The organism is Psychrobacter sp. TWR1-1-1 (genome assembly GCF_049895865.1).
In the GTDB taxonomy this organism is placed as follows: Bacteria; Pseudomonadota; Gammaproteobacteria; order Pseudomonadales; family Moraxellaceae; genus Psychrobacter; species Psychrobacter immobilis_A.
Genome location: NZ_JAFCTE010000008.1, coordinates 1 through 17,559 on the forward strand (window position 1 = coordinate 1; position 17,559 = coordinate 17,559).

At 43.1% G+C, this 17,559-nt stretch carries 10 protein-coding genes; 6 read left to right on the forward strand and 4 right to left on the reverse strand.

Annotation, left to right across the window (positions count from 1 at the left end; all coding sequences use genetic code 11):
• Window positions 1–360 precede the first annotated feature (360 nt).
• The 3 genes from ACP69U_RS09010 (at window position 361) to ACP69U_RS09020 (ending at window position 8,204) form a co-directional block, all read left to right on the forward strand.
• Window positions 361–1,791: a hypothetical protein gene (locus ACP69U_RS09010; protein WP_426138418.1), complete on the forward strand. Its 1,431-nt coding sequence runs from the start codon at window positions 361–363 to the stop codon at window positions 1,789–1,791.
• A gap of 139 nt (window positions 1,792–1,930) precedes the next feature.
• Window positions 1,931–7,264 (forward strand): SdrD B-like domain-containing protein, encoded by a 5,334-nt coding sequence (locus ACP69U_RS09015; RefSeq protein WP_426138354.1) that lies wholly within the window; start codon window positions 1,931–1,933, stop codon window positions 7,262–7,264.
• Between the two features lie 166 nt (window positions 7,265–7,430).
• Complete coding sequence (locus ACP69U_RS09020; RefSeq protein ID WP_426138355.1) at window positions 7,431–8,204, forward strand: hypothetical protein; 774 nt, start codon at window positions 7,431–7,433, stop codon at window positions 8,202–8,204.
• Window positions 8,205–8,345: 141 nt separating this feature from the next.
• Here ACP69U_RS09020 and ACP69U_RS09025 read toward each other — a convergent pair whose 3' ends face one another.
• The 4 genes from ACP69U_RS09025 to glpK form a co-directional block, all read right to left on the reverse strand.
• A complete protein-coding gene (locus ACP69U_RS09025) occupies window positions 8,346–9,038 on the reverse strand; it encodes a TetR/AcrR family transcriptional regulator (RefSeq protein WP_055124242.1) in 693 nt (230 codons plus the stop codon).
• A 238-nt stretch (window positions 9,039–9,276) separates the two neighbouring features.
• On the reverse strand, window positions 9,277–10,305 hold the full coding sequence (locus tag ACP69U_RS09030) for an endonuclease/exonuclease/phosphatase family protein (protein WP_426138356.1): 1,029 nt from the start codon (window positions 10,303–10,305) through the stop codon (window positions 9,277–9,279).
• 248 nt (window positions 10,306–10,553) lie between these two features.
• Window positions 10,554–11,066 (reverse strand): hypothetical protein, encoded by a 513-nt coding sequence (locus ACP69U_RS09035; protein WP_045446919.1) that lies wholly within the window; start codon window positions 11,064–11,066, stop codon window positions 10,554–10,556.
• 267 nt (window positions 11,067–11,333) lie between these two features.
• The gene (gene glpK, locus ACP69U_RS09040; protein WP_426138357.1) at window positions 11,334–12,926 is read right to left on the reverse strand and encodes a glycerol kinase GlpK; all 1,593 of its coding nucleotides are present in this window, start codon (window positions 12,924–12,926) and stop codon (window positions 11,334–11,336) included.
• A 613-nt stretch (window positions 12,927–13,539) separates the two neighbouring features.
• Here glpK and ACP69U_RS09045 point away from each other — a divergent pair.
• The 3 genes from ACP69U_RS09045 (at window position 13,540) to ACP69U_RS09055 (ending at window position 17,559) form a co-directional block, all read left to right on the forward strand.
• Window positions 13,540–15,249 carry a TolC family protein gene (locus tag ACP69U_RS09045; RefSeq protein ID WP_426138358.1) on the forward strand — a complete coding sequence of 570 codons (1,710 nt, stop codon included), beginning with the start codon at window positions 13,540–13,542 and terminating at the stop codon, window positions 15,247–15,249.
• Window positions 15,250–15,459: 210 nt separating this feature from the next.
• Window positions 15,460–16,326, forward strand: a complete 867-nt coding sequence (locus tag ACP69U_RS09050) for a YihY/virulence factor BrkB family protein (protein WP_426138359.1) — start codon at window positions 15,460–15,462, stop codon at window positions 16,324–16,326.
• A gap of 48 nt (window positions 16,327–16,374) precedes the next feature.
• Window positions 16,375–17,559, forward strand: a complete 1,185-nt coding sequence (locus ACP69U_RS09055; protein WP_372815525.1) for an HlyD family secretion protein — start codon at window positions 16,375–16,377, stop codon at window positions 17,557–17,559.

Below are 17,559 nucleotides of genomic sequence, written 5' to 3' on the forward strand. Positions count from 1 at the left end.
ACGATTGGTTATGTGTCACCTTTTGAGTTTGAAAAGCAGTATTATGATAATTTAATCCTGTCAGGTGTTGCTGCCTGACTCAAGTAAATAAGCCTCCGATAAAGTCGGGGCGGTTCAGATTTTGCCAATGCCACTATTATCCTTAAAGCTGGTGATGTATCTTCAATTGTAATCAGTGAAAAAACTTCAGGTAATAAGGGTGGTGCTACTACAGATTTAACCCTATCTGCTACTAGTGATTACTTATCTAAAGACAAAGTTACTGGTAACGAGAAAATCACTAACAACGATGATTCAATTACTAAACTACCAGTATTCAGTATCGTAAAGAGAGTAACAAACTCTTTAGATCTTAACAATATTAACGATACAGCAGAATATACTATTACTGTAAAAAATGACGGTAGCGCAACTTATGCATCTGATGCTAAAAATATCAAAATCGTAGATATTTTACCCGCTGGATTGAAACTAGCAACAGCAAACGGTAGTACCTTACAACCAATTACTGTCACTAACTCCACAAGTAGTGATTCTGTAGGTACTACAACTACGACTAGTACTTCAAGCTCAGTTCCTAATGGTTTTACAATTGACGGTGCGAATTTGAAAGTTGGTAGCACCATTACTATCGTTTTCAAAGTCCAAAGAATTGATGCAACGACGGTATTAGCTGCTTCTACAGTCAACCATGTCCGAGTTGAAGACCTCTTAGACGATACTGCAAATACGACTAACACTAGTAAAGTGATAGATAGTACTAATGCTAGCCCTGCTGGCACTCAAGACGATCCTGCTCAGACTACTGGCACATACTATCCTAGTGGTAGTGATTCAGAGACTTTAAATGGTACTGTGCCAACTACTGTTGGTAGTGACTATGCACAATCTTTAATAACCACTAAGCGTGGATTAAAGATTGAGGGATCAGCTACCAAAGAAATTCCAGTAACCACAAATGGAACAACTCGAGCCAACTACGAGTCAGTTATTACTAACTCTGGCGATCAGGTTGAAGGCGATGTATCAGGTGAGCTAACGTTCACTATCACTGGAGATACTACTGATACAGACGTAAACATTGGTAAACGTGCAAATACTCAAGTCAGAGATGTAACCGTAACGATAGGTACTGTCACAAGAGACATTTTTCCTACCACAGTAGGCGGCAATACATATGATATTTTCAGCGCTTTCCCTGCTGGCATACCTGCTAACGGCACAGCAACGATAAAGTACAACGTTGTCTCTTCAAATGCCATTATCAATACTACTAACAATACGCCAAGTGAAACTACTATCGTAACGTTAGTACCACTTGCACCAGGTAATGATAATAGTGTGCCAACAGAAGGTGCTCGAGTAGTAACTGACAATACTTATGTAAGAGGACTACTGTTGAGTAAAAAACAAGTCATAGACACAAACTGTAACGGCGCAGTGGATAGTGGTGAAACATTAGTAAATACCCAAATATCAGCAATTCCTGGGCAATGTGTCATCTATCAAATCGTAGCGGAAAATAATTCATCTTCTTCAGCAACACCGACAGGCTTAGGCTTTAGTATTACAGATCTAATTATTTCAGATGAACTAGCTAAGTTCACAGGTAACGCTATTTATAAAGATGATGCTGTAACCACTACTACTGGTGGCACTATAACAACAACAGCTACAACCTCAGGTGGCTTCGTTACAACTACTGTCAATCCGCTAACTCCTAAAGGTACAGCAACTTTACAGTTTTCAATTCGTATCAAACCTAATGCTGCGACAGTAACACCTAATTAATCTTATAAGGAATTCCAAATTCTACAAGCATCAAACGATGCTTGTAGGACTCCTCTAGCTTGACCTAGTTATTTTAAATTAGACAAGCTAGAGAATCTCTACCCTTACCCTCACTGATATTTTATTGGATAAGCGACATATGACTCTATCTACCATGACACCGTCTAATCGTACTGCATTGTGTTCAGCAAAGATCTCTGCGCTGTCATTGGCAATGTTGCTTATGCAATCAAATATCGCGATTGCAGCTGATGCAGCAAACCCTAATCTGCAAATCATTAACAATACTGCAAATGCTAATTATAACGTCAATAACCAGACTGACGTCACAATATCTAGCACCTCAAACCAAGTACAAGTCAAAGCCTCAGACCTTCCTGAATACGGTATTAAACTCACTCAACAGCCGTTACTCACCGTTATGCCTAACGCCTTGGTCAACTGGGTAAACGTCCTAAGCAATACCAGCTATAGCAACCAGACTGTTGAGCTAACATTGGCTGTATCGCCAACGCTCTCAAACTTAAAAGTCTATCAAGATTTAAATAAAAACGGCGTCGTTGATAGTGGTGATACTGAAGTTATTTTCGATAATTTAAGCGCACAAATCAAACTTGGACACAGTGAAAGTATCCAGTTTATCGTGCAAGCCTTATCAGATGTTAACGGCAAAAGTGGCGATACTGCAGATATTAAAATTGGCGCTGTCGTTCTAGAAGACCCATCCGTATCGAGTGTCAACGCGATTGATAGACTGATCATCGTTGAGCCTGAAATCAAATTTACAACGCCTAAGTTTGACGAAAACAAAACCACCTCGCAAATCGATGAAAATGTCTATATCGATGCCAGCTATGCGCAGTGTAACGTTCAACTAGATAAGCCAGATCAAGTATGGGTCACGATTACCTCTTTGTTGACGGGTGACAAATACGCATTGAAAGCGATTGAGACGGGCAATAGCACTGGTAAATATCAGCTATCAGCACCAACACAAAACAATGCCAACGCTGTCAATGACAAATTTATTCAGACTCTAGCAAATGATACGTTGACTGCAAGTCTAGACGCCTGTATCGCGCCTTCTGTCGGCACTGGCGCTGAGCAGCTACCAAGCGAAGGTGACTTCACCGTACGTATCGATGACTTAGATACACAAATCAATATCGTCGATGATAGCCCAAGCTTAGTCGTCACCAAAGAAAGCGACGTTAAAAGCGCTGAATTTGGTGATTATGTTAGCTACACCATTAATATCACCAATAGTGGCAACTCTACCGCTTACGATGTGCAACTAAAAGACGCCCTACCACGTGGTTTTGCTTATGTAGATGGTAGTGTACGTATCAACCAAACTACTGATATCAGTATCGACCAAGCGCAAACCACTGAGTTTAAAGCTGATGGTAAATATCAGGTGCTAAATTTAGGTAATATGGCAAATGGCGAAAGTAAAAAAATTACTTACCGTGTCTTAATTGGTGCCTCATCATTGGGCGGTGATGGCATCAACCGCGCGACTGCCGTTGCTAGCAATGAACAAGGTAAAAGCTTAGTTTCAAGAGAAGCACAGTGGAAGATTGAAGTAGAGCGCGGCGTCATGAATACTGATGGCATCATCATCGGTAAGGTCTACCACGATATCAACCGTGACGGCATTCAACAAAAAGAAGATGGCGAACTTGGCGTTGCAGGCGTGCGTATCTACATGGAAAACGGTAACTTTGTCGTGACTGATCCTGAAGGTAAATATAACTTTTATGGTGTCAGTGCCAAAACTCACGTCTTAAAAGTTGACCGCACCACCATCCCTCACTCAACCGAGATGGTCACTCAAAGTAATCGCAATGCTGGCGATGCTGGCAGCCGTTTCGTTGACTTGAAATATGGCGAATTACATCGTGCCGATTTCGGTATCGTGGTCGGTATGGGCGATAGCACTGAGCGTTTGAATACGGAGCTTGTCGCTCGTAGCAAATCAGTGAGCGCTAAGAATGATAGCCTTGAGCAAGCAGTAAAAACCGAGCTAACCCTAGATCCTGACTACAATCGTGACTACGATGATAATGTAGACGCCAGTGGCTGCAACATCAATGGCGACTTAGATCTGGGCAGCAACTGTGACTCTGCTATCGTCAATGAGATGATCAATTCAGCCGCCAATCGTGTTGATATGACCGTCACTACGGTAGCACCGCCAGTAGAAAAAGAGCTGGAAGAATATCTCAAAGAAGTGGCTAACAATGACGTGGCTTTTATCAATTTAAACGAAGGTCAACAGCTCAGCACTTATAAACAAATGGTACAGGTGCAAGCGCCACTGGGTTCAATATTTACACTATATGCCAATGGAAAAGCAGTATCAGAACAACAAATCGGCAAAACTGCTGAGCAAGAAAAACAGAATGTGACTGCCTTTGATTACTATGCCGTCGACTTAAATCGCGGCAACAATATCTTGCGCGGTGTCGCTACTGACGTGAATGGCAAAATTATCTCTGAGCAAACCATTAAAGTATCAACGCCAGACAATTTACAAGCCATTGACTATCGCACTCAAGCGCAGCTAGTACCGGCAGATGGCGTTAGCGATTATCAAGTCGTTATTAGCCTAAAAGACCGTGATGGCCGTCCTTATATCGCCTCAACACCTATCACTATCGATACCAATATTGGCCGTATCAATCTTAATGACAGCAGTAAAGATCAAGCTGGTACGCAAGTTATTGTCTCAGGTGGTGAGCTACTCATACCCGTGACTGCACCAAGTGTGCCGGGTAAAGGTGAGTTGGTCATCGACACTGGTAGCAGTAAACAGATTATCCCGCTACAATTTACCGCGCAATTACGTCCTCTCATTGCCGTCGGCATCGTCGAAGGCGCAATCTCACTTAAAGACTTTGATGGCAGCAGCATTACTGACGCCCAAGGCGCTTTTGAGCAAGAGCTCAATGATTTCGCTGGTAACGATGACTATACCGCTTCTGGTCGCGCCGCGATGTTCCTTAAAGGCAAAGTACGTGGCGATTATTTGCTCACTTTGGCTTATGACAGCGACAAAAAAGGCGAGCGTCTGTTCCGTGATATCGAGCCTGGCGAATACTATCCTGTCTATGGTGATTCATCAGCCAAGGGCTTTGATGCGCAATCTACCAGCAAACTCTATGTGCGTTTGGACAAGGGTCGCTCATTTGCTATGTATGGCGACTTAAAAACTCAAATCGATAACGATGAAGGTATTAAATTAGGTCAATATAACCGTACGTTGACTGGCCTAAAAGCCCAATATGAAGATAGCAATACTCGCATTACTGCCTTTGTCGCGGAGACGAGTACCAGCCAGCGCGTCAATGAGACTCGTGGTCTTGGTATCTCAGGCCCTTATCCATTGGCTGAAAACTTTGATGCCGTATTAGAAAACTCAGAAACTGTCGAAGTGATCACTCGTGACGCCAACAATCCAGGCTTGATCATTAGCCGTGAGACCCTTACCCGCTTTGCCGATTATGAAATTGACCCTATCAGCCGCAGCTTATTTTTAAAAGCCCCTATCGCTAGCCAAGACATCGATGGCAACCCTATTTATCTACGAGTCACTGTAGAAGTCGATGAAGGCGGCGAAAAATACTTGGTCGGTGGCATTGCTGCCAAGCAGCAGTTGACTGATAAAATCGCCATCGGTGGTAGCTATGTCAACAGTGATGACCCTCTTAACAAAGAAGAGCTGGCTAGCGTCAACAGCGTTATCAAGTTTAACGATAAGCTAAAACTGGTCGCTGAATACGCGATGAATAAAGCTGAGAATCCAAATTTTCAGCCAAGCAATCAAATCAATGCGACAGAATTAGACGGTCAGGACGCAGAAGGTAATGCCTTGCGTATCGAGCTTGACTTTGATAACAATAAAAACACTCGTGCCAAAGCTTATTATAACGATACTGACGAAGGTTTCGTGACTGGTGCCTCGCCGCAGACTGCTGGGCGCGCTGAATCGGGCGTCGAAGTCACTCATTTAATTAATGACAAAAAGACCGCGCTAAAACTAGAAGGCGTGCGCACTAAAGATCATACCACTGATGCTAGCCGCCAAGGTGTCTTAGCCAGTATTGAACAGCGCTTGAGCACCAACATCGTTGGCGAGATTGGCTTACGTTATTATAAGCAAGATGCGACAGCGGCTTCACGCAATATCCAAGCGGTAACAGACGTCGTAGATATGACTGACAACACCATCTTTAATGACGATATTATCAATCAATCGGCGCTAAATAATGTCAGTGATTCTGAAAAAGATATTGAAGGTACTACCGCCCGCGCTCGTATCACAGCACGGTTACCCAAGCTCAATGACTCTTTAGTATTTGCAGAATATGAGCAAGATATTGATAACAGTAATCGTAATGCCACCTCCATCGGAGGCGAGACGCCGCTAGGTGGTTTAGGTCGCCTATACGCCCGTCATGACTTGATCAACAGTCTATCTGGTAGCTATGGTCTTGATGATACTGAAGAACGCCAGCGTACCGTATTTGGTTTTGATGCCAACTACATGAAAGACGGCAAAGTCTATAGCGAATATCGCATGAGTGACGCCATTAGTGCTCGCGAAGCGGAAGCGGCCATTGGTCTAAAAAACAAGTGGTATGTTCAAGAAGGTCTGACTTTAAACACCTTATTTGAGCGTGTTGAATCATTAGAGGGCGATACCGAAAACACCGCAACGGCAGCTGGCATTGGTGTAGAGTATCTTGCGAAAGAAGATTATAAAGCCTCGGCGCGTTTTGAGAAGCGTTGGGGTGAGACCAGTGACACATTGCTAGGTAGCGCTGGTATTGCTTATCGCTATACTGATGATGTGACTCTGTTGGCCAAAGACATCTACTCGCGCGTCGATTATGACGATGGCAATCGCACGATTAATCGTTTCCAGTTAGGAGCTGCCTATCGTGATTATGATAGCAATCAGTTAGACATGTTAGCCAAGCTTGAGTATCGCTTAGATGATAACAGTACTGGCGATGACGCCTATCAAAAAGATGCCGTTATCTGGTCATTGAGTGGTAACTATCATCCAACGCGTCCGTTGACGTTATCAGGTCGTTACGCGGGTAAATATACTCAGTTTGATGCTGATAATATCAGTAGCGACAATACAGCCCATGCGCTTTATGCTCGTGGTCTATATGACATCAGTGAGCGCTGGGATGTGGGCTTGCAAGCAGGCACTTATTGGAACAAACAAGCAGATGATATGTCTTATATGTTGGGTGCGGAAGTGGGCTATAGCCCGATGACCAATCTTTGGTTGTCACTAGGTTATAACTTCATGGGCTTTGAGGATGAAGACATCGCTTATGACGATAGCACTATGGAAGGCGCTTACTTTAGATTACGTTTCAAGTTTGACGAAGACCTATTCAAACGTGATGATCCACGTAAGAACCAGCGTTTGACGACTCACTCTACATTGTAATTTATCCCCATTGTCGTGTTATCATCTGACGACAATGCGGGCGTTAACGCGCTGTTCATCATATTATATGACAGATATATTTTAATAAGCGATGAGATCAGCGCCGAAAACCGCAAGTACCAATACCAATATTGATACTGATCCGCTTAATATGAGGTTTTGCATCATGCCTAATCCTGCCAACAAAGCAGCCCATTATAAACAGCCCATAAAGGCTTTATTATCAACCGTTTTTTTCCTGACAATGACCTCGGTTGCATCGGCGAGTCATCATGCTCCTGAAGTGGCAGTAACCCGTGACGCTACTCACTGTGCCAATGAGGTTCAAACTCAGTCTCACCACCCAAAATACCAAAGTACGCGCCAACGTGCTATGAATTGTATGTTGACAGAGTTACAAGCGTATCAACAAAAAAACATGAGCGCGCGTCAACAATACTTTGCCTATAAAGCTCAGGCTTGGCTTAACTATGCCCTCCATCAAGACAGCATGAATAGTCGTTCACCTGCTGGGCAGCAAGCCGCACAGGCAGCAGAGACGATTTTGACTACCTTAAAAAATGGCAAGGAACAAGATCTCAACCTTATTCAAGACATACCCTCAAACTCTGCTCTCATGCGCCCCGACCTATGGGCAACCTTAAGCGCGCTAAAAGATAGCGGTGGTATCGAGTCAGCACCACGAGAGATAGCCTTCAGCGAGGTCGCTTTAATTTGGGCCGCTACGAACCAATGCGAGCGCGGCTGGCGGGAATCAGGCATCCATTTTCGCATGGCAGATCGTTGGCTTGAACAAGCCCGCGAAGCTTACGTCAATACCCATGATTCACAGACCAACGTCGCTTTAGAAGAGCTGATCGTCATCTATTATAAGCAATATGAGACATTAGATGCGAGTACTGATAGTTGCCGTGGGCAAGTATTGACGCCTATCCGTTAAGTTCATTATTACCACTACTCATCAAGGCAGTAAATACAAAAAAGCCGACATCATATGTCGGCTTTTTTGTATTTACTTAGCAGATATTAGAGCATGTTAATCACACTCTAATGTCTATACATCATCTAAATAGCGAAAAAACTAGCGATTCTTACGCGGTAGCTTTTCTGGTAAATAGCAACGCAAATAAGCGATAAACGCAGTGTTTGCTTCTTGAATATATTCATTGGTAATGCTTTGATGACGGCGATAAGACAATGTAAATATCGCATTAATAATGCTATAAGCAATCAATAGCGTGTCTTGAATATCATGGAAACTCGGCATCTCATAGCGCTCTGATAAACGCTTATAAACCAAATCGACGATCTGATGATCGATATCTTCACCAAAACTATCACCTTCAAAATCAGGCGTGTTCGTGTCATAAATGAGCTTGGCTTTGGTTTCATCGTTATGGAATATCGTCACACAATTATCAATAAGCGCCGTCAAATAGCCCTGCCATCTGTCATAATTACCAATATCGACTGTTTCTACTATTTCTAATATTTCGATAGCATTCAAAAAACGCAATGCTAAAAATATCGCTTCGATGTTAGGAAAAAAATGATAAGCAGAAGCTCTTGGAATGCCTGCTTCTTCACATACAGCCGCCAAAGTAATGTCATTGATAGGTTGTGTTTCACTTAACTTCTTGGCACCAGCCAAAAGTTTTTGACGGCGCGCACGGCCTTGTTGGCTGGTAAACTTAAACTTATTCGGGACCAGTTTTTTTGCCAGTTCCGAATCTACCAACACATCTTCAATCTTTTCGTCTTTATTTTCGCTCATCATAAGTCTCTTAATGTTACACCCTATTTTATAAATATAATCTTCAATAGATAGTATTCGCCCTAAATTGAAGAATTACATCCTATTAGCTAATAATGTAGCACTGATATTAGCACTACTATGTCTAATGGAGAGGCATCATAAACGCTTGTACACTATCAAGCAAGGGAGATAAATGGGTTAAAAATTAATGTATAGGTCAACCATTTAATAGCGTTAACCACGTAATGTAAAAAATTTAATCATTGAGTTTAATTTTCGCTCTTATAATACCATGATCGATGACTCTATCTGCATAGTCCCACTTTAAATGGTCATTGAAATAGTCTACTCTTTCAACCTGACCCAGTGAAAATTTACTATCAGGAAGAAACTCTTCTGAAACAAATAATTGATCAATCACTTCTGGCATACCTTGATATATATGGGTATATGCCACATCTTTCATCCATCCATAGCGTGCTTGGATACGCGCAGCATCGAATAATGCAACATCGCGCATGCCTTTGTCATAATTAACTTCACCAGTCTCAGCCATCAATTGGGTGGTGACGCTACCGGTGACATCATTCATATCGCCTAACAAAATCAATGGCTCACGAGTATGACGTAAGCGCTCTATAATAGACATGCGAATAGAGGCTGCTTCTGCGGCGCGCATACATAAGCTACGGAGCTTGGCACGGACTCGAATATTTGGATCGTCCATGTCTTCTAACAAGTTGCCACTTTCATCACGCAAGAAAAATGCCCGTTTACTTTTTAGATGCGCCGTAATAATCGTTATCGGTTGACCAAAGGCATCGACCCGTACTACCAATGGTGGACGATTAAAGCGCTGGTAAGGACCAATATCAGGGATATCAATCACCGCTTTTGGTGCAATGTCTTCAAGCAAGCGGCTTTCTAATTGCTCAAAGCGACTAATAATACCAACGGCAGGAGTGTTTTGTGCCCCTTTGCCATGGGTATAAGGGCTTGAACGGTCGTTACTTGCCAACGGAACAACAACATGCTCGGGCTTAAATCCCAACGACACCGTCAATGCTTCAAGCGCATTACTATCCCAGACTTCTTGCACCGCAATAATATCAGCATGAGCTTTTGCTAATAAATCAGTGATGCCGCTTAGCTTGTGCTCATATTCATGGTTATTGTAAGCTGGCACATTGTCATAATAAATTCGGTTAGGGTTGGCAAAATTGAGCAAGTTGGCAGTGGCGATATAAAATTGTCTGGCGCTTTTAGCTTGCGCATTATTGTTCATAGATTACCTATTATTTTTATTCTAGAATATTGCTTCCAAAGATGATTGGCTATTTAATATATTCATACTTAGTAATATACAGCAAAAAAGCCTCCAAAGAAATCTTTGAAGACTTTAAAATAGCATAAATTGAAAGTATTTAGTCTATCAGCAGACCCAAGTCTACAATCAAACTAAGCCCAGTGATAAGGTAGTAAGCTTATATACTGTCTACTTACTTAAATAAAATGTGCTGTTAGTTTCGCTTATTACGATACACGATTCCATGCGTCATACGATGCTTTGCGTGCTTCTTCCCACTCCATGCGTGATTCACCTTTTACTTCATGCCATGAGCGCTCTAATTCAGCTTCATGGTCTTCAAAACGTGCATCCGCAGGATAACGAGCACGGTTGGCGTACCCTACTGCATAAGCTGGATGTAGATCACGGTCGAAGTCATAACCTTCTTTGTAATAATCAACATTTGCATATTCTGCACGCCAGTAAGCTTCTTCACGTGTTGGATCAATCGCTTCTGCTGCTGCATGTCCTGCACCGCCACCAACGATAGCACCAATCGCACCACCAATAAGTGTGCCAAGTGGTCCTGCCATTGTACCGATTGCCGCACCCGCTGCTGCGCCGCCAAGACCACCAATAGCTGTACCTACTGGATGCGAACCTGGCTCACCTGTGATGATATCAGCATTCAGATCCTGCTTAGCTTCTTTTGACATATGCTTTACTTCACTGCGATCAATACCGTCATAGTTACTCATAATTTTATCCTTAAATTAATTTGTTATATTTTAGATTTATTAAGTGCTAAAAATTAGCGGTCTTACTCGATTCATGTGTTACTTGAGTCGCCTAAAGTATAGAAATTTATGGATGACAACAGATAGATAGGTTGTGTAAATTGTGTCCAGATTGCGATTGCCTTGCGTTACAGCCTGTATCTTTATAATGATTTTGTAGGACAGTGAAGCTGTTTTAAGTAATTTTTCATTGAGTTGTTACAATATTTTAACGTGTTTATTCAATACTTATAAGGATGTCAGTGCTCTATCGATGGCTCGTTGCCACTTATTCAGATGTCGTTCACGGATATCACTGGACATTTGGGGTTCAAAAATACGATCGACTTGCCATGATGCTTGCATCGTCCCTTCATCATATAGCCCCGTTTTTAAACCTGCTAGTAATGCTGCACCTTTGGCAGTGATTTCTGTATCTCTCGGACGCAGGACAGGCACATCGAGTAAATCAGCTTGAAACTGCATCAATAAGTCATTGTTGGCCGCGCCACCATCTACTCTTAGCTCAGTTAATGGATGAGGGCTGTCTTTTTGCATGGCAATGAGCACATCATAAGTTTGATAAGCAACCGCCTCTAACGCAGCACGAGCAATATGGGCTTTAGTTGTGCCGCGGCTCATACCAGTAATACTCGCGCTGATATCGGAGCGCCAATAGGGTGCTCCTAGTCCTGTGAATGCAGGCAGTAACACCACCTCTTCACTACTATCAATTTGGCGGGCTAAATCTTCGACTTCACTGCTGTGTTGAATCATACCCAAATTGTCTCGTAACCATTGGACAATAGCACCTGCCATAAACACACTACCCTCCAAGGCATAAGTGACTTCCTTTCTGGGTGGCTGCAACATGCGTTTGCCTGACTCTACAATTTGATCGAAAGATAAATTGTCTGGACGAGTCGGTGTGGATTTTCGTTGCCAAGCGATTGTCGTTAGTAGTTTATGCTCGCTCAGTTTGGGTTTTTGACCAATATTCATCAGCATAAAACACCCAGTGCCATAAGTGTTTTTGGCCATGCCCGCATCGAGGCAGCCTTGTCCAAAAAGTGCCGCTTGCTGATCGCCCAATACCGCTTGAATAGGAATTTGTTTGGCAAACAGTCCTTTTTTGGTTTTACCAAAGTCACCATCAGATGCTAGGACTTTAGGCAAAATATTCATGGGTATCGCAAAACGGGCGCACAGCTCTTCTGACCACTCAAGCTTGTGGATATCATATAATAAAGTACGGGAAGCGTTGGTCACATCAATGACATGCTCGCCACCAGTTAGCTTATATATGAGCCAACTGTCTATAGTACCAACCGCTATTTCTCCTCTGCTGGCTCGTACGCTCAATTTCGGATTGTGCTCTAGTAACCAAGCGATCTTACTGGCACTGAAATATGGATCTAAACGTAGCCCTGTAATGCGTTGCACTTCGCTTGCCACATCATCATGGCTGTCATTCATCATGCCGCTGGCACCCTCAGCTGCGAGTGTTTTACAGTAGCTCGCCGTACGGCGATCTTGCCAAATGATGGCAGGGGCTAAAGGTTTACCCGTTTGTTTATCCCACATGACAATAGATTCACGCTGATTGGTGATCGCGATACTGGTGACGTCGGTAGCAAGTAGCCCTGCTTGATTAATCACATCATGGGCACAGCTAATCTGCGTATGCCAAATTTGTTGCGCGTCTTGCTCGACAAAGCCCGCTTTTGGGGTTTGTAAAGTGGTGGGCTGCTGTGCCATTTTTATCGGGCGGGCACGATCATCGTACAATATCGCTCGACTCGATGTCGTCCCTTGATCCAAAGCCAAAATATATCCTGCCATTACTCACATCCTATTTTGTCGCATTCATTTTTTACATTTATATTTTATAGTCGAGTCTTTATTGATGGCACATACTTTTTGCGAGCAACGCTTATCACAATAGCCAGTTTTATTTACATTAGCACTGCGCCAATGAGCAATTGCTGACGGTTAAAATAAATGCCGTTCATTTTAATCTTGCTCAACGCTATAAGGTGCTGAAATATAGCACACACCACTATTATGTATAGTTTATAAACTGCTTTGTAGTACAACAATCATCACTAACCATCATTATCGCTGAAAACTTTTAAAAGTGATCTAAAATCGATTTAAGTGCTAATGACTTGATAAACCTTTTATTATTAATTAACAAATGATGTTATTATTTGTCTTAACACCCGACCTCTAACATAAAATCATGGCTTATTCAACGCACAGTAAGCAAATACTGAGCATTGACCCGTCACCATTGTGCCACTACAGTGTAGCGCTTGTTATCCATAACAAAATATTGGCTTCTGTTAATGGTTGACCATATTGAACTGTTTGAACAGGGTTTGACCACAACAGTTGATACTTTTTTGCCTGACTCTAAAATACTTTGCATTCTAATTAATGGCTTATGTGACTTATGAAATTTGCTTTATCGACTCTGTCTACTGCGGTGATGACGATTACGTTCATGGGTTTAACGGCGCCTGCTTTGGCAAGCGCTACTGATCATAATATCGAGTCACCGAATGAGGTCACGGCCGTTGCAGTGACGCAAATTATCGACTCTGACACTCAATACAGTACTCAAAGCAGCATTCAAGACAGCGCTCAAAACAACGCTCATAAAAACGAGATTCAAAATAAAAGGTCAACGACAGATACAGACATGGGTCAAGCCGAGCAAAAAACTGGCTTAACAACGCTTATCGATCCCATTACCCATAAAAGTATTGATAATAGCTATCCATTAGCAGTATCTAGCCTGTTAAGCCTTGAGCAAGCTCAAAATATTTTATTGCAAGTGTCACCGAAACTGGCCGCCAATCAAGCGGCGATTGCGGCTAGTGAATACCAAACGGATGCGCTTAAAACCTTGGACAACCCATTAGTGTTTGCCCAATTATCAGCCAACGCTTACAACTTAGACGCGGATCTTGACTTATCATCATTGAAAAACGGTATTGTTAATGACGTTAACAATGGTGTCGAGAATGTGATTCCGCCTATTCCACCATTACCAGATTTGCCGAATTTTGGTGAATTGGTCGGCGAGCGTATCCCAGACTCTTATGAGTTAAAGCGCTCAGGCTCAACGGCTGGTGCAGGTCTGGGTGTGGTTTGGCCCATCTATACTGCTGGACGTACTAACGCTTTGACAGGTGCTTCCAATGCCCGTACCCAAGAAGCCGTCGCAGACAGTCTATTGGATAAAAACGAGCTTTATAACATCCTGATTGAGCGTTACTTTAAAGCACAGCTGGCCATCATTGCCGCTTATTTACGTGAAGATGCTTATGATACCTTGCAGCAGACTGACCATATGGCGCAGCGGCTTTTTGAAGAAGGTTTTATCTCACGTGTTGATCGCTTAGAAGCACAATCTGCGCTTGCCGATGCAAAAAGTGAGTCCGTCAATGCCAATAACGATGCTCGTCTTGCGATGATGGCTTTACAGCGGCTATTGCGTACCGACTATCGTATCAAACCCACGACACCGTTATTCGTCTCTAGCCGTCCTTTACCCGATGTAAACTATTTTCAAAATTTATCACTCACCAATCACCCAGGTCTACAAAAAGTCGCCGCCAAACGCGCACAAGCTGAGCAGCTACATGCGCTATCAGATACTGGTCACAAGCCTACCGTCATGCTCTATGGCTACGGACAAATTGAAAAAGACCCCAGTTGGGTAGCCGGTATATCAGCCAGCTGGAAGCTGTGGGGTGGTCTTGATAAAAATGCATCACTCGCATCGAGTAATGCCAAAATACGCCAAGCAGATCTGTCTGAAATCGAAGTCAGTGACAATTTATTATTACTGGTCGAAAAAAACTGGCACGATGTTAATAATGCCCAATCTCGTTATCAGGCATTACAAAGCAATGTAGATCTGGCCGCAGAAGTATTGCGTTTGCGCCAGTTGGGGCTACAAGAAGGTGTAAATACACCGATTGAGGTAGTCCAAGCACAAACGCAGTCGCTTAAAGCACGTACTGAACAAGCGCAAGCGGCGAACAGCTATGTACAATCGCTGGCCGCACTCATGCAAAGCTGTGGTACACCTCTTGCCTTTAATGCCTATCTTAATGCTGCTGATATTCGATTACCGACTTTGTATACTGAGTAATGATTTAATTTGAAAAATATAGATAGTGTGGATAAGCGTTTATATAGTTGATTCGATTTGAAAGTATGACAAGGCAGCTGAGCGAAGAGGTATATTTGATACCTCAAGCGAGGTTAACGCCCCAATACTATTATAGTAGCCTTACCATACTAATTATCATAAAGCTGTCAATAACCATACTATTGCTAACTCTATTGTGAATACTGTTTTATGAAAAACCCGACTTCTAAATTAATAAGTAATTGGCTGCAGCCTTCATTAAAGACGTGGCGTATTGCGAACAACTCTAATGTTTGGTCACACTGCGCGAGCGTGGGATTTTTTGGTTTCTTATCAATTTTTCCAGTAATGGCGGTGTTTGTACTGCTTTATGGTCTCGCGTTTTCACCAGCTGAGATGCAAGAGCAAATCTCGGTTTTGCGTCCCTTTATACCCGACACGGTGTATGAAGTCCTCAATTCACGCCTAAGCGCATTGGTCTCTAATACCACATCCGCGCTCACGTTCAGTCTTGTCTTATCGACCTTACTCGCCCTTTATGCTGGCTCTAAAGGTGTTAAATCTTTAATTATTCTTATCAATCTTGCCTTTCATATCACTCAAGAGCGCAGCTTCATACAAGGTAACATTTTAGCAGTCAGCTTAACCTTTGGCGCGGTAGTAATCTTGATTATAGCGGTCTCTTCTATTGCTATTATTCCTGTAGGGGCAGCCTATTTCCCCTTCCCGCAAATAGCTAAAACGATTGCGCTTTGGAGCAGGTGGCCTATATTGGCTGGTATCATATTTTTGAGCTTTTTAAGCCTCTATCGCCTAGCCCCAAACCGTGACGCCGTCGCGCTAAAAAAACTGGTGCCAGGAGCAGCTCTGGCGACCATTCTTTGGATTGTATTGTCTGTGCTATTTTCGATTTATGTGCAAAACTTTAATAACTATAGCGCTGAGTTTGGCGCGCTTTCAGCTGCCGTGGTCATTATGCTCTGGCTTTATTATTCAGCATTTATCGTCGCCTTTGGTGCGATTTTTAATTCTGAAGCCTTAGAAAGCGCCAAACCTTATGCTGTACGAATGTACTAATAACATACCCTTTATCCTCAATTTTGCTGCTTTAGGAATCTCACTGTCATGACTGAATCTACCAACGAATCAGACGACTCGCGCAAGTTAAACGACTCAGAGCAATCTACCGACTCAGTCAATAACCATAACGATCAAGCAACTGATGCTGAAAATGAGCAAGCAGTGCCTACTTATAAGCGCCATGCAGAAAAAGCGGATAAATCTGCCATGATAAAAAAGGCACTTCTGGCGCTATTGGTTCTGATTGTATTAGGTGTTATTGCCTATGGTCTATATAAAAGCAATCAGCATAGCGAGCCTGAAGTCGTGACTTTGCAAGGGCAGATGCAGATGCAGCAAACCTCCATCGCTGCAAAAGTGCCGGGACGTATTGCCAAAATTCTGGTCACAGAAGGTGATGCAGTGACAGTCGGGCAACAGCTGATTGAAATGGACTCGCCTGAGATTAACGCAAAGATCAATCAAGCGCGGGCTGGCAAGCAAATGGCACAAAGTCAGTTAGATAAAGCCGAAAATGGCGCCCGTCCACAAGAGATCGCTCAAGCAAAAGCGGCGTGGCAAGCCAACAAAGCTGCTTCTGATTTGGCAGAGAACACTTACCAGCGTGTCAACCGCCTTTATGAAGAAGGTCTTATGGCACGGCAAAAACGCGATGAGGCATATGCGCAATATCTGGCCACTCAAGATCAAACTGAAGCGGCGCGCTTACAATACGACTTGGCAAAAGAAGGCGCACGCAGCGAAGATAAATCAGCGGCGACAGCACAAGTAGCACAAGTCGATGCCCAACTAGAAGAAGCACTGGTGGCAAAAGAAGAAGCCAATTTAAAAAGCCCTATTGCAGGCATTGTGGACAATGTCATTGTCAGCGCGGGTGAAGTCATTGGACAAGGCGTGCCTATCTTGACGTTGGTCAATACCGATGAGCAGTGGGTCGTACTTAATGTCACCGAATCCTACTTAAACCAGTTTGCGATTGGTCAGAAATTTACTGGTACGATTCCTGCGCTGTCATCAGCAAATAAGCCTTATACCAAACAGTTCACCGTTTATGCTACCTCAACATTGTCTGACTTTGCCACTTGGCGCCCGACTAATAATGATGATGGATTCGATGTACGTACCTTCGAAGTAAAAGCACGTCCGACGACTCCCGATGCACGTATTCGCTCAGGTATGAGCGTTATTGTACGCGTCAATCCAGCACTTACTAATGCAAGCCAAGAGTAA

Excerpts from the sequence above, each read along its gene's own strand:
- ACP69U_RS09055 (WP_372815525.1), top strand. The coding sequence starts at position 16,375 with ATGACTGAATCTACCAACGAATCAGACGACTCGCGCAAGTTAAACGAC.
- ACP69U_RS09045 (WP_426138358.1), top strand. The coding sequence starts at position 13,540 with ATGAAATTTGCTTTATCGACTCTGTCTACTGCGGTGATGACGATTACG.
- glpK (WP_426138357.1), bottom strand. The coding sequence starts at position 12,926 with ATGGCAGGATATATTTTGGCTTTGGATCAAGGGACGACATCGAGTCGA.
- ACP69U_RS09050 (WP_426138359.1), top strand. The coding sequence starts at position 15,460 with ATGAAAAACCCGACTTCTAAATTAATAAGTAATTGGCTGCAGCCTTCA.
- ACP69U_RS09020 (WP_426138355.1), top strand. The coding sequence starts at position 7,431 with ATGCCTAATCCTGCCAACAAAGCAGCCCATTATAAACAGCCCATAAAG.
- ACP69U_RS09030 (WP_426138356.1), bottom strand. The coding sequence starts at position 10,305 with ATGAACAATAATGCGCAAGCTAAAAGCGCCAGACAATTTTATATCGCC.
- ACP69U_RS09015 (WP_426138354.1), top strand. The coding sequence starts at position 1,931 with ATGACTCTATCTACCATGACACCGTCTAATCGTACTGCATTGTGTTCA.
- ACP69U_RS09035 (WP_045446919.1), bottom strand. The coding sequence starts at position 11,066 with ATGAGTAACTATGACGGTATTGATCGCAGTGAAGTAAAGCATATGTCA.
- ACP69U_RS09025 (WP_055124242.1), bottom strand. The coding sequence starts at position 9,038 with ATGAGCGAAAATAAAGACGAAAAGATTGAAGATGTGTTGGTAGATTCG.